This window comes from Sphingobacterium sp. UBA7249 (assembly GCF_002472835.1).
Taxonomy (GTDB): Bacteria; Bacteroidota; Bacteroidia; order Sphingobacteriales; family Sphingobacteriaceae; genus Sphingobacterium; species Sphingobacterium prati.
This window is the reverse complement of record NZ_DKST01000031.1, coordinates 47,785-72,999: the sequence shown is the minus strand read 5'-3', so window position 1 is coordinate 72,999 and position 25,215 is coordinate 47,785. Positions and strand designations below refer to the sequence as shown.

General features: G+C 39.1%; 21 protein-coding genes. 14 read left to right on the top strand and 7 right to left on the bottom strand.

The genetic code is table 11. The annotated features are described in order from the left end of the window. Window positions 1–268 precede the first annotated feature (268 nt). The 5 genes from B4A24_RS23690 to B4A24_RS23670 all read left to right on the top strand — a co-directional run bounded on the left by B4A24_RS23690 (window position 269) and on the right by B4A24_RS23670 (window position 4,008). Window positions 269–1,102: a helix-turn-helix transcriptional regulator gene (locus B4A24_RS23690; protein WP_293947391.1), complete on the top strand. Its 834-nt coding sequence runs from the start codon at window positions 269–271 to the stop codon at window positions 1,100–1,102. Window positions 1,103–1,217: 115 nt separating this feature from the next. Continuing rightward, a complete protein-coding gene (ygiD, locus tag B4A24_RS23685; protein ID WP_293947390.1) occupies window positions 1,218–2,075 on the top strand; it encodes a 4,5-DOPA dioxygenase extradiol in 858 nt (285 codons plus the stop codon). A 93-nt stretch (window positions 2,076–2,168) separates the two neighbouring features. Then, complete coding sequence (locus B4A24_RS23680; protein ID WP_293947389.1) at window positions 2,169–2,456, top strand: SelT/SelW/SelH family protein; 288 nt, start codon at window positions 2,169–2,171, stop codon at window positions 2,454–2,456. Window positions 2,457–2,534: 78 nt separating this feature from the next. Next, complete coding sequence (locus B4A24_RS23675; RefSeq protein ID WP_293947388.1) at window positions 2,535–3,371, top strand: methylated-DNA--[protein]-cysteine S-methyltransferase; 837 nt, start codon at window positions 2,535–2,537, stop codon at window positions 3,369–3,371. Between the two features lie 22 nt (window positions 3,372–3,393). Further along, window positions 3,394–4,008, top strand: a complete 615-nt coding sequence (locus B4A24_RS23670) for an alpha-ketoglutarate-dependent dioxygenase AlkB family protein (protein ID WP_293947387.1) — start codon at window positions 3,394–3,396, stop codon at window positions 4,006–4,008. Between the two features lie 157 nt (window positions 4,009–4,165). Here B4A24_RS23670 and B4A24_RS23665 read toward each other — a convergent pair whose 3' ends face one another. After that, window positions 4,166–6,046: a M1 family metallopeptidase gene (locus B4A24_RS23665; protein ID WP_293947386.1), complete on the bottom strand. Its 1,881-nt coding sequence runs from the start codon at window positions 6,044–6,046 to the stop codon at window positions 4,166–4,168. A gap of 249 nt (window positions 6,047–6,295) precedes the next feature. On the opposite strand from B4A24_RS23665, the gene B4A24_RS23660 reads away from it, so the two are divergent. The 4 genes from B4A24_RS23660 (at window position 6,296) to B4A24_RS23645 (ending at window position 13,941) form a co-directional block, all read left to right on the top strand. Further along, window positions 6,296–7,606: a BamA/TamA family outer membrane protein gene (locus B4A24_RS23660; RefSeq protein WP_293947385.1), complete on the top strand. Its 1,311-nt coding sequence runs from the start codon at window positions 6,296–6,298 to the stop codon at window positions 7,604–7,606. Between the two features lie 109 nt (window positions 7,607–7,715). Next, window positions 7,716–8,525 (top strand): hypothetical protein, encoded by an 810-nt coding sequence (locus B4A24_RS23655; RefSeq protein WP_172395892.1) that lies wholly within the window; start codon window positions 7,716–7,718, stop codon window positions 8,523–8,525. 20 nt (window positions 8,526–8,545) lie between these two features. Next, on the top strand, window positions 8,546–10,615 hold the full coding sequence (locus B4A24_RS23650; RefSeq protein ID WP_293947384.1) for a TonB-dependent receptor: 2,070 nt from the start codon (window positions 8,546–8,548) through the stop codon (window positions 10,613–10,615). A gap of 11 nt (window positions 10,616–10,626) precedes the next feature. Next, window positions 10,627–13,941 carry a DEAD/DEAH box helicase gene (locus tag B4A24_RS23645; RefSeq protein ID WP_293947383.1) on the top strand — a complete coding sequence of 1,105 codons (3,315 nt, stop codon included), beginning with the start codon at window positions 10,627–10,629 and terminating at the stop codon, window positions 13,939–13,941. Window positions 13,942–13,978: 37 nt separating this feature from the next. Here B4A24_RS23645 and B4A24_RS23640 read toward each other — a convergent pair whose 3' ends face one another. After that, on the bottom strand, window positions 13,979–14,440 hold the full coding sequence (locus B4A24_RS23640) for a hypothetical protein (RefSeq protein WP_293947382.1): 462 nt from the start codon (window positions 14,438–14,440) through the stop codon (window positions 13,979–13,981). 134 nt (window positions 14,441–14,574) lie between these two features. Here B4A24_RS23640 and B4A24_RS23635 point away from each other — a divergent pair, with 134 nt between their 5' ends. From B4A24_RS23635 to B4A24_RS23625, 3 genes are all read left to right on the top strand, one after another. Continuing rightward, on the top strand, window positions 14,575–15,021 hold the full coding sequence (locus B4A24_RS23635; RefSeq protein ID WP_288813004.1) for a MarR family winged helix-turn-helix transcriptional regulator: 447 nt from the start codon (window positions 14,575–14,577) through the stop codon (window positions 15,019–15,021). A 66-nt stretch (window positions 15,022–15,087) separates the two neighbouring features. Further along, window positions 15,088–16,149: an HlyD family secretion protein gene (locus tag B4A24_RS23630; RefSeq protein WP_293947381.1), complete on the top strand. Its 1,062-nt coding sequence runs from the start codon at window positions 15,088–15,090 to the stop codon at window positions 16,147–16,149. A 3-nt stretch (window positions 16,150–16,152) separates the two neighbouring features. Beyond that, the gene (locus tag B4A24_RS23625) at window positions 16,153–17,697 is read left to right on the top strand and encodes an MFS transporter (RefSeq protein WP_293947380.1); all 1,545 of its coding nucleotides are present in this window, start codon (window positions 16,153–16,155) and stop codon (window positions 17,695–17,697) included. Between the two features lie 2 nt (window positions 17,698–17,699). On the opposite strand, the gene B4A24_RS23620 is transcribed toward B4A24_RS23625, so the two are convergent. Together B4A24_RS23620 and radC are read right to left on the bottom strand one after the other, a co-directional pair. Next, window positions 17,700–18,464, bottom strand: coding sequence for a class I SAM-dependent methyltransferase (locus tag B4A24_RS23620; protein ID WP_293947379.1), 765 nt, complete (start codon window positions 18,462–18,464; stop codon window positions 17,700–17,702). A gap of 2 nt (window positions 18,465–18,466) precedes the next feature. Further along, complete coding sequence (gene radC / locus B4A24_RS23615; protein ID WP_288812993.1) at window positions 18,467–19,165, bottom strand: RadC family protein; 699 nt, start codon at window positions 19,163–19,165, stop codon at window positions 18,467–18,469. 166 nt (window positions 19,166–19,331) lie between these two features. Here radC and B4A24_RS23610 point away from each other — a divergent pair, with 166 nt between their 5' ends. Together B4A24_RS23610 and B4A24_RS23605 are read left to right on the top strand one after the other, a co-directional pair. After that, window positions 19,332–19,790 (top strand): peptidylprolyl isomerase, encoded by a 459-nt coding sequence (locus B4A24_RS23610; protein WP_172395883.1) that lies wholly within the window; start codon window positions 19,332–19,334, stop codon window positions 19,788–19,790. A gap of 26 nt (window positions 19,791–19,816) precedes the next feature. Then, window positions 19,817–20,221: a DUF5606 domain-containing protein gene (locus B4A24_RS23605; RefSeq protein ID WP_293947377.1), complete on the top strand. Its 405-nt coding sequence runs from the start codon at window positions 19,817–19,819 to the stop codon at window positions 20,219–20,221. 136 nt (window positions 20,222–20,357) lie between these two features. Here B4A24_RS23605 and murA read toward each other — a convergent pair whose 3' ends face one another. The 3 genes from murA to B4A24_RS23590 form a co-directional block, all read right to left on the bottom strand. Next, on the bottom strand, window positions 20,358–21,683 hold the full coding sequence (gene murA / locus B4A24_RS23600) for a UDP-N-acetylglucosamine 1-carboxyvinyltransferase (RefSeq protein ID WP_293947376.1): 1,326 nt from the start codon (window positions 21,681–21,683) through the stop codon (window positions 20,358–20,360). Window positions 21,684–21,963: 280 nt separating this feature from the next. Then, window positions 21,964–22,770 (bottom strand): DUF4290 domain-containing protein, encoded by an 807-nt coding sequence (locus B4A24_RS23595; RefSeq protein ID WP_293947375.1) that lies wholly within the window; start codon window positions 22,768–22,770, stop codon window positions 21,964–21,966. Window positions 22,771–22,822: 52 nt separating this feature from the next. Next, window positions 22,823–25,102, bottom strand: coding sequence for an ATP-dependent helicase (locus B4A24_RS23590; protein ID WP_172395879.1), 2,280 nt, complete (start codon window positions 25,100–25,102; stop codon window positions 22,823–22,825). Window positions 25,103–25,215 lie beyond the last annotated feature (113 nt).

The window sequence follows — 25,215 nt, the reverse complement described above, 5'->3', positions numbered from 1 at the left end:
ATGGTGGCTCGATAGTCTAAATAGCATGTAGAACGAGAGCTGGTCAATACTACAATTTGTATGCAATCGAGTCAAATAGGGAATTGGAATCCGTTCCGTACAGATTCCAGAAAGAATAGAGCCCCAAACCGCAGCCATAAAAAACACTGATATAAACTAAAAACGTAGTAAAACTTACTGGAAAAGTATTTTTGAAGTTGCAAAGACTAACATTACGAATTAAGCTGTATATTCGAATAAAAGGAATATTTAATCACCATCACCGATTTTGAACGAACTTTTCAAAATTTACCAACTTGATGCAAATGAAGCACTGCGCATCCAAGAATCGAAAAATGAAATACACCACCATGATTTCGAAGAACTGATTATTGGTGTAAAGGGACAATTAAAACATTTCATCGATTTTAAAGCAGAAACCTATACAGCTCCTTTCGTCAGTTTTGTTACGCAAGGAAAAAATCATCGGGTAATACCTCTCCTTCTGGATCAAGAGATCGAATTTTGGGTTATCAGATTTAAAAGCGAATTCATTCCGGAAACGACCTTCCAGCTCTATGCACATTTTCATGAAAATGCAACATTGACTTTTTTCCAGCCCCTTTGCTTTTCCAGGTTGGTCGTACTGTGCCAAATGATACAACAGGAAACACAACAACCCGTAATTGATTATGCTGTGATCAAGCAGTTGTTGAGTACTATCTTTATTATGATCGAGTCAGAGCGAAAAAAACAATTTCCCGCCACCCAGCAGCAATTAAAAAACCAAAGTACAACGTTCAGCAGTTTTCTATCCATATTGGAAGACAATTATCGACGACCGGAGGGCGTTAACTTCTACGCAGAAAAACTTTTTATGTCTGCCCGCAATTTAAATCTGATCTGCCAAAACATACTACAACAAAGTGTATCGGAAATCATCGAGACAAGAAAACTGATAGAAGCCAAAAACCTTTTGTTAACAACGAATAAGACCATTTCAGAGATAGGCTTTGAACTAGGCTATCGGGAAAAAGCTTATTTCACCAATGTTTTTAAAAAGAAAGCCGGAATGACCCCATCTGAATTTAGAAATGAGATTCAGAAACTGATTTCCGAATAATACAACAAATTGGCAATAAAATATTACCTTGATCCCCCCCACACTACTTAATTTTGCAATAACAATTAACGCTATTCGTATCATTCAAATGCGTAGAAAGGAGTTTATCAAAATTATGGCAACACTACCGCTATCAGGAATCGCAAGCCCCGCAAGTTCATTACGTAAATTTTCTACTGAACTTACTGCTACAGACAAATTTCCGGTTCTTTTTTTAGGACACGGAAGCCCAATGAATGCCATCGAGGACAATGAATTTGTCCAAGGGTTCAGAAAAATAGGACAAACATTCGAAAAACCGAAAGCAATCTTAGTCATTTCGGCGCATTGGGAGACACGTGGAACATTTGTAACTGCCATGGAGCATCCGTCTACAATCCATGACTTTGGTGGTTTTCCCCAAGCTTTATTTGATGTACAGTACCCAGCTCCCGGAAGCCCCTCCTTAGCGCAGGAAACACAGCGCATCGTTACAAAAACGGAAGTTCATCTCGACGATAAATGGGGTCTGGACCATGGCTCCTGGTCTGTTGTCAGGCATTTATACCCCAATGCTGACGTCCCGATCATTCAAATGAGTATAGACTATACCCAACCGGCTTCCTATCATTATGCAATTGCACAACAGCTGGCTGAACTTCGGAAAAAAGGTGTCTTGATTATCGGAAGTGGAAATATGGTCCACAACCTCAGAATGGTCGCCTGGGACAAACTTAACACAACGGGATATGCTTACGAATGGGCTACCATTGCCAATGATAAGATGAAAACGCTTATCCAGGATGGCAACCATCAGGCTCTAATCAATTTCAGGCAACAAGGGAAAGAATTCGATCTGGCAATCCCTACGCCGGAACATTATCTTCCATTAATCTATAGCTTGGCTTTACAGGAAAAGAATGAAGATTTATTTTTGTTCAATGATAATGCTATAGCAGGATCCCTTACCATGACTTCAGTAAAAATCGGTTAATGGAAAAAACATAGGATCTCTTGGGGATACTTTGATGACAGCAAAGAGATAGTTACATTTGTTTTTAGAATGCATAATAGCTTAATTTAAATCATGGCAACAAAACCTGTTATCGAAATCGAATACTGTCCAAAATGCAATTGGATGTTACGTGCAGCCTATATGTCCCAAGAGATCCTGAGTTCGTTCACAGAAAATATCCATGGAGTCCTGCTTATTCCAAGTGAAATTTCAGGCCGCTATACCATACGCATAGACGGGGAAGAAATTTTTGATCGAAAAAGAGCCGAACGATTTCCTGAAATAAAGGAACTAAAACAATTGATCCGGGATATTGTTGCTCCTGAAAAGTCATTAGGACATTCGGATAAAACTTCTTAACTGTCGTTCAATATAGCATAAATCGGATTTTATAAACTTCTTCTTCTTAGCACCTTTGTATAAACTAAATGGACAATCATGACTATTCAACAAGAAGTAGATTTTCAACGTATCGCCAAGGCCATACATTTCTTACAGGAAAATTTCAGAACTCAACCCACATTAGGGCAGATCGCTTCTCATGTCTACATGAGTGAAGCTCATTTCCAACGCATGTTTACCTCTTGGGCAGGCACAAGCCCAAAGAAATTCTTGCAATATATCAGTTTAAATCACGCAAAATCATTATTGAAAGAAAACAATATTGCAGAAACCACATTTCAGTTGGGCCTCTCAAGTAGCAGCAGGCTGCATGAGCTGTTTATTAATATTGAGGGAATGACGCCCGCTGAGTACAAGAACGAAGGTGCCAACTTGCTCATTTCTTATCACTATTACGAAACCCTTTTTGGTCCAATCATTATCGCTTCTACCTCAAAGGGCATCTGCCATATTGCTTACGAGGAAGATAAAGATTCCGCACTCAAAACACTTCAAAAACGTTTTCCAAACGCTAGCTTTATACAACAAATAGACCTCATCCATGAAAACGCACTCAAAGCATTAAATCCACACAACAATGACATTGGTCAAGTGAAATTGCATCTCAAGGGGACAGCATTTCAATTGAAAGTATGGGAAGCATTGTTAAAAATCCCCATGGGTAATTTAAGTACTTATGGTTCAATTGCTGCTCAAATTGGAAATCCCAAAGCTTCACGCGCAGTAGGTACAGCCGTGGGTAGCAATCCGATTGCTTATCTGATTCCCTGCCATCGGGTTATTCAAAACAGTGGTATATTTGGCGGTTATCGTTGGGATCCGATGCGCAAAACAGCGATGATTGGTTGGGAAAGTCTTCACACCGCGATATAAAAAACAAAACGGCAAGGATATCATGGAACTCTTCGACAATCTTTTTGATGAGAACAAAAACATACTACCCTATGATGGAACAGTCAATTACTACGGCAAAATACTAGATCAGGCCCAAGCAAATCACTATTTCGACCGGTTAATGGATTCCATCGAATGGGTAAATGATCGCGCTATTATTTTTGGAAATGAAATTATCACCAAACGCAAAGTTGCCTGGTACGGCGAGCAGGCCTTTGAATATAGTTATTCCAATACCACCAAAAGGGCTCTCCCCTGGACAAAAGAACTTCTCGAGCTAAAAGCACTTGCTGAATTGAAAACACAGGAAACCTATAACTCCTGTTTATTAAATCTATATCACAACGGTGACGAAGGTATGGCCTGGCATAGTGACGGAGAAAAAGACCTAAAGAAAAATGGCGCAATTGCTTCGCTGAGTTTTGGAGCCGAAAGAAAATTTGCGTTCAAACATAAAACCACAAAAGAAAAGGTGGACCTTATTTTAGGAAATGGGAGTCTCTTGGTCATGAAAGATCTCACACAGACTTATTGGCTGCATCGGCTACCCCCGACAAAAAAAGTTTTTAAACCCCGTGTCAATCTTACTTTCCGAACAATTGATAATTTTGAGTAACGCAGGCTTACCCTGTCAAAAAACTAACGTTATATTATAATACCTGCCCGTGAATTCACCAGGGAAATCGTGGAAAATCGTAGATCAATAATCACCTATAAACTTTATCTCAATTGTGTCAATCTCCTATGATCCGGAGATTGACACAATTGATACATTATTTTACTGCTTCCCACACATTATCTTTGGCTGTGTAGTCCATAAAAACACCGCCATCCAACCTTATTTTTTTTACCTTCTTTGACGATGCCCAGGTGACCGTTGACTGTTTTTCATTTTGTTGCCAACTTGAAGGCGTCTGATGTATTGTTTCCAAAGTTCCGTCTGCATAAGTGATCAAGACATCGAAAGGAATTGCAAATCCTCCAATATTTGCGATTGATAACGTATTTTTATTGCCAGACTGCATAAAGTTATCCACTTTCAAATCAATATAATTATTGGTAAAGTACCAGTTCTTCCAAAACCAATTTAAGTTTTGACCAGCTCCAGCATTGATACTATAAAAGAAATCCCATGGTGTCGGATGTTTACCATGCCATAGATCCATATAATGATGTAACGCTTTTTTGAAGCCTGTATCACCTAAATAATCCCGCAGCGCGATATACGATAATGCGGCTTTGATATAGGCATTATTACCATACCCCAGACCATTCAATTGTGAAGTCATGGTAATCAATGGCTGATCTTCTTCGGTAGACGGATCAAAGATATATCGTTTCACACGCGAATCTTTAAATAGTTCTTTATTCTTTTCGGCACCAATCTCCGCGTTGCCGATCCAAAATTCGAGTGCAGTAGCCCAGCCTTCATCCATATACCCATATCGGGTCTCGTTGATTCCCATATAGAAAGGGAAATAAGTATGGGCAATTTCATGATCCGCCGTCTGCCGGGCGTCAACAAAATTATCAGGCACACTTGAATCATTGATCATCATCGGGTATTCCATATCGGCAAACCCCTGCACTGCCGTCATCGTTGGATAGGGATAGGTTACTCCAGGCCAATTTTTAGAAAACCAGTCAATGCAGTATTGCTGCCAGCCAATGTATTGTTCAAAATCGGGGGTACCAGCAACATAGCTGGATTGTATACTAACACGTTTAGTTCCCAAGTCCACACTGGCAGCATCCCAAATATAATTGTCACTCACACTGAAACAAAAATCAGGTACATAGGTCGCTTTAAATTTCCACTTGTTCCATTCCTGTTGAGCCGTCACTTTCCCTTCCTTCATTTCGGATGCTGTAGCAACGTGTATCGCTACATCGCTTTGTTTGGATTTCTCAAAACGCTCCAAGATAGGTTGTTGCAAGACTTCTGCTGCATTCTGAAGCTCCCCAGTAGCCCAAACAACAAAATTTTTAGGAACAGCAATTTCAAACTGATAATCGTTAAAACCATTATAAAACTCCTGTCTACCATTATGCTCCAAAATATCCCAGCCATTGTAATCATCATAGACAGATACACGTGGATAGGAATAAGCGCAATAGAACGTAGACGCATTGAGCATGCCATCGCGGTCACTCTCAACCGATAAAGGATACTCCCAGCTGATCGCTAGGGTCGCCACTGTCCCGGGAAGAATTTTCTGTCCAAAATCACCAAGTTTGACCGTTCCCCAATCGCCACTATTTACTTCATAAACCTTTCCGTTGAGCGTAAATGATTTTATTTTCAACCCCGAGGTCAAATAATCATCCGAGGCATAGTTAGCACGTACTGCATTGGGCTTATGTACATTGTTCACAAATCGGATTGCTAATTGTTTAAGTGTATCGGGACTGTTGTTGGTATATAAAATTGTCTCATTTCCACGAACAGTCCTCGCCACGGGATCCAATTGTACCTTTACATCGTATTTTCCAAAGTTTTGCCAGTAATTTTTACCGGGTAGTCCGGTTGTCGTGCGTGTACCTTTTTCAATAGCTTGCTTAATATTTCTAGGTGTATAAAGCTCTTGCGCTTGTGTAAAGCCTGTCATCAATAGTAAAGCCAAACTGCAACGATATATATTTCGTGTTATCATATCTCCAAATTAAATAATCAAAACTAAGATAAATTTATGCTTACTTCCAAGTTTAATTACGTGATTCTAACCTGCCGTCAAAATTGCCCACTACACATATGCGTATGCAAACCCTAGAACTCAAAGTAGGCAAATGTCCCCTCCACGGATATTAATCCCACCGATATCAGTTCTATATGGAATTAGCTTTATCGCTTTAGAAAACATTTTAATATTTTTGACGTTTAGATGTAAGATAAACCCGAAGGTATGCAGCGACCATTACGTAATCACTATTTGTTCACTTTCTGTCTTTTAATATCGTGCTTTGTACTGATATCCAATACACTCGTGGCTCAATCCAATACTGAGATAGATTCGGCTTTCTTATATAACAAACGGCGCGATTCGATTTTAGCAAGCCAATATGATATATCGGACTTAATCGGCCGCATTATTCACCCCAAACGTAAAAAGGAACGATCAAGCAAACGTTCTCCGATTACGCTAATGCCGAATATCGCCTATAACCCGACGATTGGTGGACAAATCGGTGTAAAAGCCGTTGCGGGGAAAGTATTGGGCGATCCGAAAACGACAACCATGTCAATCGCCGCAACATCAGCGTCCATCACGACCAAAAACATCATGGTTTTCTACATTAGCCACAATGTATTTACCCCAAACAATAAACTAAATTTTCAAGGAGCTTTCGCTTTGGTCAAAATGGTCGCATTGGATGCGGGTTTGGGTATGACCCCACATGGCAAATGGAACAATGAAGAAGAGGAAATACTTGCGAATCCCGAACATAAAAAATATGGGGCTAAATACAATGCCTTTACGTTTAATGAGAAGGTCTACAAAAAGGTTGCCGATGGTTTGTTTTTAGGAGCTGGATTAGCATTCGACCTTCGTCGAAAGATAACGAGCAGTGGTCCTAATGGGAATATTACACCAAATACCATTTACACGGAAAAACATGGTTTTGCCCCAGATAGCTACAATTCAAACGGACTGTTATTAAATATGCAATACACCACCCGGGATAATCCCAACAGACCTTATAAGGGAATCTACTCGGACATTGGCCTGCGATGGAATACAACCTTACTAGGCAGTAGCAAAAGTGCTGTCCAACTCACGACTGACTTTCGTAAATACTTTAGTGTATCGCAATCCGATCCGGCACATGTGCTTGCATTCTGGTATTGGGGATCCTATAAGCTGGGGGGTGTTCTCCCCTACTTCGATCTACCGGGAACAGGAAGGGATGCCGCGGTAAGAACAGGCCGAGGCTATACAATTGGTTATTTTAAGGGGATATCTTTTGCCTACGCAGAAACGGAGTATCGCTTCCCAATTTTAAAAAACCGCTTTTTGAGTGGTGCTGCATTTTTTAATCTCCAAAGTGCAAGTGACGAATTAGGGACAAAACTTTTCGAAAGATGGCAACCTGGAGGCGGCGCAGGATTACGCGTCCTGTTTAACAAAGCCACCCGAACAAATCTCTGTTTGGACTACGCCATAGGAAAATATGGATCCCGTGGATTCTTCCTCGGATTGAATGAAGCGTTTTAATTTAATGGAAACCGGCGAGACTTCTTTTCTATAAAATCATTAAATTAGCCGATATTGTGGCTTCGCCTAAAATACGATAGACGGAGTCTCCCATTGAAGATAATTACGCATGAATTTACAGTCAATTTTTCTATACTTTTTGCTTTTTGGCTTTGCTTCCTGTCAGCAGACAACACAATCTAATCCTCAAAATATCCCGACAAAAGATAGTGCGGTCAACGACCAAAATCAGCAGGTGGCTGAAAGCCCCCGTACAGTGAAACCTCTACTTGATACGTCCATCTATGCTAATCCTCGGACCGAAGAAACGGCTAATCAGCAACGACAACAGCTCGTCAAATTAGCTGATGAAGGACTCTTTGAAAAATTACACCTAAAGTTGCTTAAGGACCTCGTAGAAAACCAAAAAAAATATTTCGAAAGCCATACAAACCTCGATTTGCTGGCTTATACAAGTGGGGATATCTTTAGCAACAAGGAAAATGATTTTGCATATGTCGCCTATAATAAAGAAAAATATCAAATTGAAATCATTCTTTTTGACCAGAAGAACAAACGATTTAAAATATTGTACCGGGATGTACATGTTTCCAATTTATTGCGACAATCCGATTGTTACTATACCAATGGTACAATAGATTATAGCATTGCAGCCGAATTGATTTATCAGGAAGACTATATCCGATCAAGTCATTCGAATTATTTGATCGATGACAAAGCATTCTCGGTTGAGAATATCGCAACAAATCATATTTTCGATCTGAAACAGGGATGCCTAAGCAAAGATTTTCCTACAAAAGCCATGGCAAATAGCCTGTGTATTCCAACAAGTTCGGTATATGCAAACTATCAATGCCTAAAATACAATAAGACTAAGGAACTTTTTGAAATTTACTTTACCCAAGAATTTGCGGACTAAGCCGGATCTAACCATTAGCCATGAAAAGAAATTACCTACTTGCCACACTTTGTCTATGTGGCAAATTGTATGCACAGACCACTGACAGTACAAACAATAGGCTTGAACAAGTGGAAATTAAAGCTTATTTCAATAAACAGCCCTTATTAAAACTAACCTCATCCGCGGCTGTGTTAAGCCAACAACGCTTGCAATCACAGCAATCGCCAGCACTTGTCTCCATTATGAACACAGTGCCTGGACTACGTATGGAAGAGCGGTCCCCAGGGAGTTACCGCTTGGCCTTGCGTGGCAGCATGCTTCGTTCTCCATTTGGCATCCGAAACGTAAAGATCTATCTGGATGACTTTCCGCTTACTGATGCAGGTGGAAACACCTATTTAAATCTAATCGATCCCTACACCATAGACCAGATCAATATTTTGAAAGGTCCTGATGGATCTATATATGGAGCAAACGCAGGTGGTGTAATTTCACTCTACAGCAAAGGCTACAATACCTTGACCAAGCCCGAAGTCAACCTACAGCTAACAGGAGGTTCGTACGGATTATTTCAGCAGCAGCTCAGTACTGTGCTGCCCATCAATCAGACACAGCAATTGGCCGTCAACCAAAGTTGGACACGAAGTGATGGGTATCGACAACATGCATCTCTGGACAAAAAGAACATTCAGCTAAACTACAATTGGCAATATGCAAAACATTCGGAACTGAAATTCACAGGATTCTACACTGATCTGGGATATCAAACTCCCGGAGGCCTGACAGCTGTACAAATGGAGGACAATCGACGGCAGTCCCGTCCCAAGGCTGGGCCCAACCCAAGTGCGGCGGAACAAAAAGCAGCAATCTATGATAAAACAGTTTTCGGGGGCCTGAGCAACCAAACAAATATCAGTTCCAAATTAATCCTGTTTGCCAACGTATTCGGTTCGACCAATCAAATCAAAAATCCTTTTATCACAAATTATGAAAAAAGGGATGAGAAAAATTTAGGGACACGACTCTATCTATCCTATGTCGACCGGCTAAGCAAACAATTAAAGTATGAGTTCCAATTTGGTTTAGAGGCACAAAAAGGTTGGTATGATATAGATAATTATGATAATAATCAGGGGAATATCGGCAAGCCGCAAGCTAAAGATAAGTTAGAAAATAGCCAGCAATCATTCTTTGCACGAACACAGCTGGCTTGGCTGGAACGTCTCCAAGTCGAATTATCTATGGGACTCAATGGGAATAAAATCTCCTATCAACAGCATTATCCAGCAACACAAGAGAACAAAGCACACATCAATTTTGGGAATGCGTGGATGCCTAGGGCCGCTGTCTCCTACCTGGCCACAGCAAGCTTCGCTCTACGCGCTTCTATTTCAAAGGGATTTTCTGCTCCCACGATTGCAGAAGTGCGCTCATCCGACAATATCATCAATAAGGACCTCAAACCTGAGACTGGTACCAACCATGAATTTGGCGTTCGATGGCATTTATGGAACCGCCGAATTATACTAGATGCTTCGGCATATACCTACCAAATGAATAATGCAATTATCCGACAGGTACGCGAGACTGGAGCAGAATATTTTCAGAATGCAGGAAAAATAGATCAAAAAGGAATTGAAGCATCGATATTAACCTATCTGATAACCCCTAGGTCTTGGGGGCTTGTCCGTAGCTTACAGGTCGGAAGCAATTTCTCGCTAAATAATTATGCTTTCAAAAACTATAAGGTCGGAGATAAAGATTATAGTGGCAACAAACTAACGGCGGTACCAAAAACGGTTTGGGTCAATACCTTAAATGTCCTCTTCCCCTATCAACTTCGACTAGATCTTCTGTCAAATTTAACCGCTGCGATACCATTGGATGATGCCAATACAGTTTATGCAAACCGTTATCATCTTTTGCAAGGAAAAATATCCTGGGGTAAAGCTATAGGCCATGGACATAAACTTAATATCTTTGTTGGCGCCGACAATTTGTTGAACCAAAAATATAGTCTCGGCAATGATATCAATGCCTTTGGTGGTCGGTATTTCAACCCGGCGCCATTGCGAAATTATTATGGTGGCATGAATTTTAATTTCTAATATCCTGTAGTATGGATTTTCATCAATATACCCTGACAACAATAGATTTCGCCTCAGTAAGCCGTTATTCTTATTTTCCCTGGATGGATATAGCCCTGGCCAATATTCAAATCAGTGTCGTAGAGATGGAATTCAACCAAGCTACCTTTCAAGTTCTCGAAAATTACACGAATTTTCAGGTAGTGGTTATTTACAAATCGCCAGTAACTTCGCTTTTCTGTAATTGTACGCAAACTGGTTTCTGTAGTCACCAGAAAGCAACCTTGACAAAACTATTCGGGCAAGAAAGCTGGTTGTCTTTTTTTGACTTTAACCGGTATCGAAATCTTCTAAAAAAGGCTGCAGTGCAATATGGCTTAGAAAATGAACCATCGTTGGAAACCTACTTTTCTGCCCATATTAAAGATGCTGATCTACAATTTGTCCTCAAAGACAAACATCTAACTTCCATAGATGATTTTGATCTTTTGGAGCCTCAAAAAAAATCTTCTAAACTTCAGAGCGAACAACAGCATAGTTTCATTGTGCTTACACGTAATCGCTATTATAAGCAATTACAGGTCCTGTTATGCCAGGCACCACAATCAAAATCGGGCATGCCGAAAAACCCTATTTCCTCAGTGGAAAGTCAATCACGCATCTGGCATACAGATTCCGTTGAAGAAACTCAGTTTTTTGCGGCAGTCAGCCAATTGGCCCAACCCTTCCAACAAGCAGATGCAGCTATTGGCCGCAGTCTACGGGCAATAGCAAAAAACCCTTTAGGCCTGGATTTTTACCTTCATGACTACGAAAAAGCAGAAAATATAACGGCAGCTTCCTTATCTGCAACTCAAATCAGTTTGAATAAAGCTGAGATCAGATTGCTTGTCGAACAGAACGATCCGTTCTATCGCATTAAAGGGGACCTCTCCATTCATGGGATTACTTACGAATTGCAACATCTGACTATTCTTTTTGATCACTTCATCTCCATAAAAAAGCACCTCTACCTCATCGAGAATACACGTCATCTTAAACTGATTCGTTTGTTTGGAAATAAAGGAAAGGAGCTGCGCATACACCGTAATAAGTTTAAAGCGTTCAATGAACTATTTCTGGAGCCTCTGGCCAATTCTGTAGCGTTAAATTTCAAGGATATTCCCAAAGCGAGTAAACCGCAACTGAAAGAGAATCTTTATTATCAAGATATGCAGGCGTTCATATTTCTGGAAGAGTCTGAAGACTTCGTCAACATCATTCCTGTCATGCGTTATGGCGACGTCGAAGTTCCTATCTTAAGTAAAAGAAACATCTTTGGAACAGATGCGAAAGGAACCCAATTTTTGGTAGAACGAAAAAAAGAAGCCGAAACGAAAGTCATCTCACTGCTGCTTAAGCAGCATGCTTTTTTTCAAGAGCAATTAGATGATGATAGTTTTCAGCATCTTTACCTACACCGTAAATATTTTCTGGATAAAAACTGGTTTTTAAATGCATTCGACGAGTGGCACAACCAGGGAATCCAGATTATTGGATTCAATACAATTCGTGACAATAAACTGAATCAATTTAAAGGTAAAATACAAATTGAAGTATTGAGTGGACAAAATTGGTTTAATGCCAACATTCAAGTCAAATTTGGTCCTAAAAGTGTTTCGTTGAAGAAACTAGAGAAAGCTGTTCGCAATCGTTCTCAATTTATCAATCTAGACGATGGTACACTTGGTATATTACCCGAGGAGTGGCTGGAAAAATTTGAGTCTTATTTTAATGCTGCTGAAATCATCGAAGATGAACTCATTCAGATTCCAAAATACAAGTTTAATGAAATCGACCAGCTCTTTGCTAAAAAAGATATCGACCAAGCTGTTTCCGTTGAGATCAACTATTTAAGAAATCAACTCTCTTCATTGGCAACATGCCCGCCGGTACTGTTACCTAATATTTTTGTCGGAAATTTACGTAACTATCAGCAGCAGGGGCTTCAATGGCTCAACTTTTTGGACAAATTAAATTTCGGAGCCTGCCTGGCAGACGATATGGGACTGGGAAAGACAGTGCAGATTCTCGCCTTTCTGGCAACGCAAAAAGCAAAAGGTATATCTTCACCAACATTACTGATCCTCCCTACAACGTTAATTTTTAATTGGAAACGTGAAATTCAGCAATTCTTACCATCTTTTAACATACTGATCCTAGAGGGGCCAAACCGAAGCAAAATAACTGACCAGTTTGAGAAAGCGGATATTGTGCTCATTTCCTACCATAACCTACTGACTGACATCAATCGATTAAAGAAGCTAACCTTTAATTATATTATACTCGACGAGTCTCAACACATAAAAAATCCAGATTCACAGCGGTACAAAGCAGTAAATTTATTACGATCAAGAAATCGTATCATTCTGACGGGAACACCTATTGAGAATAATACAATGGATTTGTTTGCACAGTTATCCTTTATCGTTCCGGGCTTATTGGGAAATAGAAAGTATTTTAAAGATGTATACACAACACCGATTGATGCTTTTCACGATCGTAAAAGAAAAAATATACTGAAGGAAAAAATAAAATCTTTTATCCTTCGAAGAACAAAACAAGATGTATTGGATGATCTTCCTGCAAAAAATGAATTGGTGCTCTATTGCGAAATGAAAACTGCACAGCGGCGGATCTATGATCTCTATGAAAAGGAATTTCGGGAATTTATTTCTGCTAAAGATGGTGATGAAATCAAAAAAAGTCCGATGCATGTCCTTAAAGGATTGACCAAACTACGTCAGATCTGCAACTCCAGTAAATTGCTCCAAAACGAAGACTTAACATCTGCTGAAGATTCAGCGAAGATCGAAATGCTGCTAGAACAGATTCAACATAAAAAAGATCAACATAAAATCATCGTGTTCTCGCAATTTGTCCGCATGTTACTGTTGATTAAAGAAGCATTGGATAAAAATGAGATCCCTTCGCTAATCCTCACTGGCCAGTCCAAAAACCGGGGACAACTAGTCAATGATTTCCAATCAGATCAAGATGTGCGTGTCTTTCTCATCAGTCTCAAGGCTGGTGGAACGGGACTTAATCTCACTGCGGCAGATGTTGTCTATCTGGTTGATCCTTGGTGGAATCCGGCAGTGGAACAACAAGCGATTGATCGGATCTATCGCATCGGGCAACAAAAAAATGTCACTGCAATACGCCTGATCAGCCCGAATACGGTTGAGGATAAAATTCAAACACTACAACAGCATAAAAAAGAAATCAGTAGTACTATTCTTGAAGATGGTGGAAGTTTAGATGCTTTTTACCTTGATAAAGATTATTTACTCCATATTTTACGCTAGGGATAGATTATTGGTTGCTGCAATTTACAACCGTCGATCATTTGATAAATTGCTTTCTGTATTTCGAATCAATGATATATTTTATCCCTTTAGCATCCACAAAAACAGGTTTACCGTCATATCGCTCGTCTGTCTGCTTGTCCAGTGCAACGCGATACAATCCACTCGAACTAGAAGATGAGTACTTTATATCTCCTCTATGTGTACTATGCACAACGACGATATTGGAAATCTCAACGGCGTGCCCATCTACTTTGTCCATAGTCTGCTCTCCTTGGATAACCTTTGTTCTTTTATCAACAGCTTCTTGTTCTAAGTTAACAATACTATGCTGTGTATTTAATGGAAAAAAAGGGTCTATCCAACGATTCACAATAGAAAAATTTTGCTCCCAATTATTAAGGGAAGTAAGCTGCTGACCATTTACTGTACCCGCAAACACAAAAATTGGCAGTAAAAATAAGCACCGTCTAAAGAATATCAATTCAACTCTAAGCATATCTTTTTTACTTATCCCTCATTCACTTCCAAATAAAATGCCATATACCTATTCAAGTCATATCTTTAACATTTTTTTAACTATCACAGTAATATTAGTTTGATATTTAACTGTTTTATGTTTAACTTTGTAGCATGGAAAATGAAATGCACAATCCGGTAAAACCATTAGTGGATAATATCATTGCCTTAAGAACAAGCTTAAAACAATATTATATCCAGAAGATCAAGGAGCAACAATTGGATATCACGTATGAGATGTTACAGGTATTGGCTGCCCTTTGGAAAAAAGAACGTATGAATCAACAGGATATCGCTGTTGCTATACAGAAAAACAAAGCGAGCGTCACCCCTCTTCTAGACAATCTTTGCAAACGTGATCTGGTTAAACGTGTAAATGATCCCAATGATCGTCGGAACAATTTGATTGAGCTAACCCTAAAGGGTGACGCGTATAGGGAATTACTCAACCCTGTACAACAAGACCTTTATAAGGCTATCCTCAAAGAAATCACAGAACAAAAAGTATCGGAGATCACGGAAATTTTGGAAAAATTAACGGTTATTATCGATAAACAGTAACAGAAATAAAAATGAACGTATGAAAAACAATATTTTTTAATACGGGATGAATAGTAAAAATAAGTCATGAATAGTTCAACATTAAGTGAGAAAGAAATTAAGCGAAGAAGAAGAATATGGATAGTCAATATTGCATCAGCCTCAGTTATTGTGATTTCGATTATATGGGGGATTATGGCTTTCTTTCACATCAACGAATCTGTTTATACAGATGATGCTCAAGTAGATGCCCATATTACTCCAATTAATTCGAGAATCAGTGGTTATATCAAAGATATACGCTTTGATGAACACCAAAAAGTACATAAAGGAGACACACTTGTAATCTTAGACGATTCGGAATATCGCATCTTGCTCCAGAATGCAAAAGCGAGCTTAGCCGATGCAAAAGCCAACAAGACAATATCGCAGTCTGGAATCGCCATTGCCAGCAATGGCACGACCATCGCTAATGCCAATATTGAGGAGATGAAGGCCCGGCTCGACAATATGGAAACCAATTACAAAAGATACGCAAGTCTAGTCAAAGACGAGGCTGTGACCCGTTATCAATTTGATCAGGTAAAATCTGAGTATGAAGCCATGTCCGCAAGATATAAAGCACTACTTGCGCAACAACAAAATTCCAGACTCAGCACCCACGAGTCTGAACAAAAAGTATCCGTTAACGACGCTTCATTGCTAAAGGCCAAATCTGCCATTGACCTAGCCAAATTGAATTTGTCATATACTGTTATTACAGCTCCTTATGATGGTGTATTGGGTAGGAGAAATATCGAAGAGGGACAACTTGTGCAAAATGGTACACCGTTGGTCAATATCGTACGAGATGAGCAAAAATGGGTGACTGCAAACTATACGGAGAGCCAAATGAAAAACATCGCACTTGGAGGAAAAGTCAACATAGAAATTGATGCTTTGCCAGGGAAAACATTTGAGGGCGAAGTGGCCGCAATATCGGAGGCCACAGGATCCAAATATTCTGCTGTTCCCGTTGATAACTCTACCGGAAACTTTGTCAAAGTACAGCAGCGGATTCCTGTCCGCATCAATTTTACAGCGTCGAATTCAAAACGGGATATCGATTTACTCCGCGTGGGTATGAACGCTATTATACGTGTTAAATAAGTCATGAAAGATCGTATTTTTAGGAACTGGTTAAACTCAAAATGGGAATTATTCTTTTTGTTCCTGCTCAATATTATATATTCCTTCAATAACGGAATCCCATCCTCTGTCAATACCTATGTTGTAAATGGCTATGCAGGTATAAGTGCAGACCTCAGCATGGCAACGTACTGTTATTATGCAGGCATGGTCTGTGCGATACCACTGGTGTTTCGGTTAATTAAACTTTTTCCCAAAAAAACAATATTGATTGTTTTCACGATCGTCATCCTTTGCTCGAATGCAATTTTGGAACATGCCAGCAATGGTATCAATATCTGTATGGCTACATTTTTTATTGGAAGTGCCAAGATTATCGTGACCATGGCCATTATCGGTGAGATGATTCCTTTTCTAATGCCGCGCGGAGAACGTTATCAACTTTATGCCATCTATTATCCGATGACAATGATTATCCCCGCTATTGCGAATTACATCGCGACTATTTTTGCTGCAAAATTCTACTGGGAAACGGTATTTCTGTTTCAGAATATATTGTTGGGCATTGGTCTATTGATTTGCATTATCTTCATGAAATCCCCAGTATTTAAAAAAGTACCTCTTTATCAGTATGATTGGTTTGGAAGCATATTACTTTGTATTTCCCTGCTAAATTTAGCTTATTTCAGTACTTATGGGCTAACACAAAACTGGTTTCATTCAAGATTAATTCTTCTTACTGGAATAGCAACAATTTTCTTCTTAGTCCTTTTTGTAAATAGGAGTACGCTAATCAGAAAGTCGCTCATGAACTTTGATGCTTTTTCAACTCGAACCTTGCCCATATCTGTCGGAACGATCTTTCTATTTGGCATTTTCTACAGTTCCACTTCCTTATATACATCCCTATTGGGGATTACACTCGGTACAAACCCTTTGGAAACCGCAAAGGTAAATACCTACGTTATTCCGGGATACCTTATCGGAGCACTGATTTCTTATGTATATTTTAAGTTGACCAAAAAATGTAAATTCATTTTGGCGTTTTCTGCCATTTGTTATGCGCTATCTTCTTTTTTCTTTGCACAGATTGTCGGCCTACAGGTACATACCTCTTTATTTTATCTCCCGATGATCTTAAGAGGAATAGGTGTCATTACATCATACATTGGCATAGGTGTCTATATGGCAGGTAATATTCCAAACAAATATTACTTATCTGGATTGGTCTTTCTGATCTTGACACGTTCCTTCTTAGTCCCCGTTGTGTGGTCCAATACGATTGCCAATTGGTATTACCAACAACAGGTAATCAAGACAAGCGATCTCGCAAGCATAATAGATAAAACAAATAGCCTGGTTTTGCAATCAGCCAATATCGGTAAATCAGTACAAGCACAAGCCTCTTTGCTTGCCATTCGGGACAGTTATAACGGATTGTTTATCGTAGGATTGATCTTGGTATTTTTAATTTTGGTTTTTCCTTATCACTCCTCTCCAACCAGACGTATTTTCAATTGGAAAAGAAAAAATGCCACAAAAGAAGCTTTACAGATTCCGGTTGCTTAATCTTAACTGATATAAATCTCTGTAATATATCTAAATACGATACGTTGCGAAATTGCATATTTATCAAACAAAGAACGTAGGTCATCATATAAATTTTTATTCTCCACTCCTTCTTTGGGAAAATAAGAGGATGATTTCACCCTTCCCAAGAACGATTTCAAATCGAATACTTGTTGGTTAGGCAAGCATACCTTGGTCATTGGTCTATCAGCGAAAAAACTTCGAAGGTCGTCTTCAGTTATATTTTTTTGGCTGACAGATTGATAGCTGGGAATATGATTAAGTAAAAACTGTTCATACTCCTTCTGGAAAGCATCTTCTGGGTCTCGTTGATTCCAAACCAATACAATATGACCATTTTTTGTAAGAATGCGATTAAATTCTTTGTAACAGGCAGTTCGATCGAACCAATGAAAAGATTGCCCAGCGAAAATTAGATCCACACAACCTGATTCAATGGATGTGTCTTCAGCGGTGGCATTTAATGCGATTAAATTCCGGTATGTTTTAAAATGATGAACCAAAGATTCACGCATTTGGCGATTGGGTTCGACAGCGAAGACATCATTTCCATTTTCTAAAAACAACTGGGTCGATAAACCTGTACCGCTACCGATATCGGCTATTAGCCATTTCTTATTCAAACCTATCCTTTCCTGAAGTATTCGAATAATCTCTTTTGGATAATTGGGTCTAAATTTTTCATAATCCACCACCCTGTCTGTAAATCTTTCAATACTATTTTTGTTCATATTAGATTGTATCATAACTAATCTATTATATCCTCATCTCTGAAACTATAATATCCATTATCTGTAAAAATCAGGTGATCATTCACCCTAATATCCATAATTTTTGAAGCTTCGACAATTTTTCTCGTCAGTATCCTGTCGGCATTGCTGGGTTGTAAAGTCCCGGAAGGATGGTTGTGAATGAGTATGATGGCATTCGCTTTGACTGCGAGGGCATTTCTTAGAATGACCCGAACATCAACCGGCGTAAAATCATTTCCACCACGGCCAATAAGCTGTTGATCCAACAATTTGCATCCTGTGTTCAAATAAAGCGTCCAAAACTCTTCGTGTGGTAAATCCTGTAGGATTGGTTTCATAAAATCATACACTCGTTTACTGCTATTTAGAATTTTCTTTTCGTCTGTTGGAGATTCCTTCTTGCGCCGTGCTAACTCCAATGCTGCAATGATAGCTATCGCCTTAGCTTCTCCAATACCTTTATATCTGCTCAATTCATTGACATCCATCTTTGAGAGTGTATCCAAGCTATTGTTGGCATCCGCCAAAATACGTCGGCATAGCGCCACTGCACTTTCTTCCATAGAACCTGACCCAATCAAAATCGCCAATAACTCTGCATCTGACAGGGCCCTTCGTCCTTGATGTAATAATTTCTCGCGGGGACGATCCGCCTCGGACCACTCCCGGATAACTAATTTATGTAAATTTGACATTGTAGTTAACTATAATCGGCTCGCTCACATAAATATAGAAAATATTTCGCATTATTTTTCAGCTCATAGCAGTACAAATTGCCAATATGGAAAAAATGGAGAATACGAAGTACTTCACATTTCAGTCTGAAACCTTATCTTTGTATTTCATAAAAATTTTTGAAACATGAGTAAAGCGATTATTAAAACAGAAAAAGGCGACATGACTGTGCAATTCTACACAGCTGATGCTCCAAATACAGTAGCAAATTTCATTAAACTTGCTAAATCAGGCTATTATGATGGTTTGGCTTTCCACCGTGTTATTCCTGATTTTGTTATTCAAGGTGGTTGCCCAAATTCACGTGAAGGTGCTGCAGGTATCCCTGGAACTGGTGGCCCTGGCTATAAAATTGATTGTGAGTTAACTGGTGAAAATCAATACCATGACAGAGGTGTATTGTCAATGGCACACGCTGGTCGCAATACAGGAGGGTCTCAATTTTTCATTTGCCACAGCCGTAATAACACCGCTCACTTAGACCGTAATCATACGTGTTTTGGAAAGGTAGTCGAAAATGTTGATGTGGTAGACGATATCAGACAAGGCGACCGCATTTTATCAATTGAAGTAATCGAAGATTAATTCTTGGAGATTTAAAAAAAATTAAAATGAATTTAAGAGCTTTAGTATCTGTAACTGGCAAACCAGGATTGTTCAAATTAGTTGGACAAAACAAGGGTGGTTTTATTTTAGAAACCCTTGATCAAGCAAAAATTAAGTCAGTAGTAAGTTTGTCTTCGACAAAAATGGCAACATTGGAGGATATCACTATTTATGGTGAAGAAGAAGAGATCCGTCTTTTAGATATATTCGAAACAATTAAAACGAAAGGATTGACTCTACCTGACACGAAATCAGATGGCGCTACCTTAAGAGATTTCTTCCGTGAAGTTGCTCCGGGCCATGATGAATCTCGTGTATATACGTCAGACATCAAAAAAGTGATTACTTGGTATAACATTATCAAGGAATTTCCTTTATTTGAAGAAGAAGCACCGGCACCTTTGGTATAACCTAATATAACCAAAGTAGCTAAAAAAAGGNNCCTTTTTTTAGCTACTTTGGTAAGCGTAATTTCATAAAAAAACCCCGGACTTTGCCTCCGAGGCACAATTTAAAATTATCTTCAAGTAATTTTCTAACAGTTGACTAGTGTCCTTTCGGCTCAACGTCAACACGCTTGATATCCGCACCTAATTTACGTAAACGTTCTTCGATATCTTGATATCCACGTTCAATCTGTTCAATATTATGGATTACTGATTTTCCTTTCGCAGATAATGCAGCGATCAATAAGGATACTCCAGCTCTGATATCAGGAGACGTCATTTCGATACCTCGCAAAGAATGGGATTTATTCATACCGATTACTGTAGCTCGATGTGGATCACACAAAATGATCTGTGCGCCCATATCTATTAATTTATCGACAAAGAACAATCTACTTTCAAACATCTTTTGGTGAATTAACACATTGCCTTTCGCTTGTGTGGCTACGACTAGAATGATACTCAATAGATCTGGTGTAAATCCTGGCCATGGGGCATCCGAGATTGTTAAGATCGAACCATCAATAAAGGTATCAATTTCGTAAGAATCCTGTGCTGGAATAAAAATATCATCCCCTCTCAATTCAAATTGAATACCCAAACGGGAAAATACCGAAGGTATTACGCCCAATTCCTGAAAACAAACATCTTTAATAGTAATTTCTGAACCGGTCATTGCCGCCAATCCTATAAAAGAACCGATCTCAATCATATCGGGCAACATACGATGCGATGTTCCACCAAGGCGTTGTACACCCTCAATAGTCAGTAAATTAGATCCAATGCCTGATATCTTAGCCCCCATACGATTCAACATTTTACAGAGTTGCTGCAAATAAGGTTCACAGGCCGCATTGTAAATTGTTGTTGTTCCTTTGGCCAATACCGCAGCCATAACAATATTTGCCGTACCAGTTACGGAAGCTTCGTCCAATAGGATATAATTACCTTTTAGTTCGGTAGCATCAACATTAAAGAAGTGCGTAGATGCATCATAGACAAATTTAGCCCCCAGTTTTTCGAAACCCAAAAAGTGTGTATCCAAACGTCTACGTCCAATTTTATCACCTCCTGGTTTTGGAATAGCTGCCTTGCCAAAGCGAGCCAACAATGGGCCTACAATCATGATCGACCCCCGTAAGCCCCCCCCTTTTTCTCTAAATTCTGAAGATTGAAAATATTCTATATTAATATCTTTCGCTTCGAATACGTAAGTATCCTTATCTATACGATCAATTTTAACACCCAATGCGGCCAATAGATCAATTAACTTATTGACATCTTTAATATCGGGAATATTACTGATAGTCATTGGTTCCTCAGTCAGCAAAACTGCCGACAGAATCTGTAAAGCTTCATTTTTTGCTCCCTGTGGAATAATCTCTCCCTTTAACGGTTTTCCACCGATTATTTCAAATGCATTCATTTATATAACTAAAATCTTTATTACAACAAAACCCGCTTCACCTTTGGATTTCCCAATAGTACGGAAGACAGTTCGGGCGTTTTAAAATCAACAAAAATATATCGTAAAAAAATTGATGGAACTATCTGGTTCACACGATCCGATCAGGTCGGATCCGACTGACTGATCGCACAAACTGTTACTGATAAACAGCTCCATACCATAAATAAAGAAGGCAATTGTAAAGAAATCTATGAATCACTTCGCAATTGCCTGCTTCTTAATTTAAGAAATTAAAGAACTAGCCCCTTTTATTATTATTGTAATTATTTTGAGGTTTTCTATTTCTATTGTTGTTATTATTGTTATTGCTATTGCTATTGCTACCAAAATTATTACGCTTCATGTTGTTATTGTTATTTGACATTCGAGGTTTGCCACTACCTCCGCCTCTTGACTGATAACCTGAAGAGTTACTGTTGTTATTGCTATTATTGTTATTTCCACTTGAGTTGCCTGATGTAGGACCTTTGACACGGTTTCCTGGAGGCGGAGTTTTAAAATCAAGTTTGGTCAATACCGTACCTTCAGGTAGGGTTAATTGATATCCCGACAATTCTTTCAAATCCTGAATAATCAACTCATCGGATACTGAATCTTTATTCCAAGTGACATAAGCCATTTTCATAAAATTGGCGATACCAATCACCATCTGTTCACGCCTAGGCTCGTCCGTTACCTTCAACGCCTTGTCAATCATTTTTTCAACCGTAAATCCATAATGCTTGAATTTGATTGAATGTTGCGGATAGCCTAAGTGCTCAACTTCATGTTTAACACTTTTGGCTGTGGCGATCGGATATGGCGAGTCAATATCAAGCTTAAAATCAGAGATAATCTGAAGGTGATCCCAAAGTTTATGCTTAAAATCAGAAACGTCTCTTAAATGTGGATTTAACACCCCCATCATGTCAATCACGATTTGAGCATGTTGATTTCTTTCTTCCTTTGTGGGTAAAGTACAGATGTAATCTACCATATTTTGCACATTGCGGCCATATTCTGCAAGGATCAATTTTGGCCTAGTGCTGTTGTAGTCAAAGTTCATATAGCTAATATAAGTACCTATTAAACGGTTAAGATCTCGTTTTGGTATTTTATTATTGAATTATTCTAAGTTTTGCAAATTTAAGCAACAATTGTTTCTGTCCCAACTCCTTAAAGAAAATAGTTGCTTTTATATCTCCTTTGTTCCCCTCTAGATTGACAACCTTACCAAATCCAAAGCGTTCATGTTCAACTTCCATGCCGACTTGAAGATTTGACGTGTCAGAAGGAGCAAAACCCGCAGTAGGTTTGTGGGCTTTGGGCAGTATAGACGTTGTTTTAACCATCGCTTTTGGCTTAGGTTTAGAAAACGTATCATCACTGTCCTTTTGTTGCCATGCAATTCGTTCGCCTTGAAAACTGCCGGCTGAGGCGGAAGTTTGTCGTGGTTTAAAATCCAGTGCAAGACAAGCAGGATTCAATTCATCCAAAAAACGACTGGGTTCGCAATTATTCAACGTTCCCCAACGATATCGCGAAGTAGCATACGAAAGTAGTAATTTTTTTTCAGCTCTGGTAACAGCAACGTAAAAAAGTCTTCGTTCCTCCTCTAATTCTGATCTAGAATTCAAGGATAACTGAGATGGAAAAAGGTTTTCTTCCAAACCTACGATAAAAACTACCGGAAATTCAAGTCCTTTGGATGAGTGTATGGTCATCAACGAAACCGTATCTGCATTTGGGTCCTTATCGTTATCATCATTGGTCAATAAAGCAATGTCCTGCATATAAATATCAAGACCACGGTCTTCAATATCTTCCCGCTCAGAAAATTCTTTGATACCATTGAGTAGCTCCTGAATATTTTCATAACGAGCCAATCCTTCGACAGATTTATCCTCGTAGAGTTCTTTCAAGATACCACAATGCTGTGCAATATGCATAGCAGTATCAAATGCATTATTATTTTTTGCTAAGGCCTGAAAACTTTGTACCATTTGCGCAAATCCACCAACGGAAGTCGCACTGCGCCCGTCCAAAAACTGAGCAGCATTTGCGACAACATCCCAAATACGGTATTGATTCTGATCGGCAGCAATCATAATCTTTTCTATGGTCGTGTCTCCGATCCCCCGACGAGGATAATTAATAACACGTTTTAAGGCTTCTTCATCATTGGGATTAAAGGTTAGCCGAAAATAAGCGATCAGATCTTTAATTTCCTTTCTTTGATAGAAAGAGGTTCCACCATAGATTTTATAAGGTATATTGATCTTGCGCAAGGCTTCCTCCATGGCCCTTGATTGGGCATTTGTACGATAAAGAATAGCAAAATCTTTGTAATTGAGTCCTTTTAACGATTTTTCTTCAATAATCTGATCCGCAACGATCTTTCCTTCTTCATTATCTGAAAAAGCACGTGAAACCTTAATTTTTTCACCTTCTTCGTTATCCGAAAAAACATTCTTTTCTAGCTGGTTCTGATTATTGGCGATCACTGAGTTTGCCGCGTTGACAATCATTTTGGTGGATCTATAATTTTGCTCTAATTTGAAGATCTTCACATCTGGGTAATCCTTCTGGAAATTCAGGATATTCTGAATATTGGCTCCCCGAAAAGCATAAATTGACTGTGCATCATCACCAACCACACAGATATTTTCATTGACAGCGGCCAATCGTTTTACGATTAGATACTGGGAAAAGTTAGTATCCTGATACTCATCGACCATCAGGTAACGAAATTGATGTTGGTATTTGTGCAATACCTCCGGATGCTTGTTCAATAAAACGTTAGTCTTGAACAGGAGATCATCAAAATCCATGGCACCAGCGCGATAACAGCGTTGTGCGTAAGTCATGTAAATCTGTCCCAATTGCCCACGTCCATTTGAAATATCCTCGGCTAATATCGCCTCATTTTTATTGTATTCCTGGGGGGATATCAGGTTATTCTTCGCTTGTGATATCCTTCCGTAGACATGATTGACATTGTATAATTTATCATCCAGGTTCATCTCCTTTAGAATGGCACGCAGCAAGCTTTTGGTATCGTCAGTATCGTAGATGGTAAAATTCCGAGGGTATCCTATCATTTCCGCCTCTACCCGAAGTATTTTTGCGAATACGGAGTGGAATGTTCCCATCCAAATATTTTTCGCTTCGCTTCCTACAACAGAAACAATACGCGCGCGCATCTCCTTGGCCGCTTTATTCGTAAATGTCAATACCAAGATATTGAATGGATCAACGCCTTTTTGAATCAAATGTGCGACACGATAAGTAATTACCCGTGTTTTTCCTGAACCAGCTCCTGCAACAATCATGACAGGGCCTTCTGTTTGCTCTACGGCTCCTCGTTGTGAAGGGTTTAAACCCGCTAAATAATCCAAATTAACTCCTTAAATTTTAAAACCTGAGAATAGGGTATAAAAGTACAAATTTCCTCCCGATCACTAGGGCTATCACGCCAATATTTTTGCACAAAAAAATCCGACAATTCGAA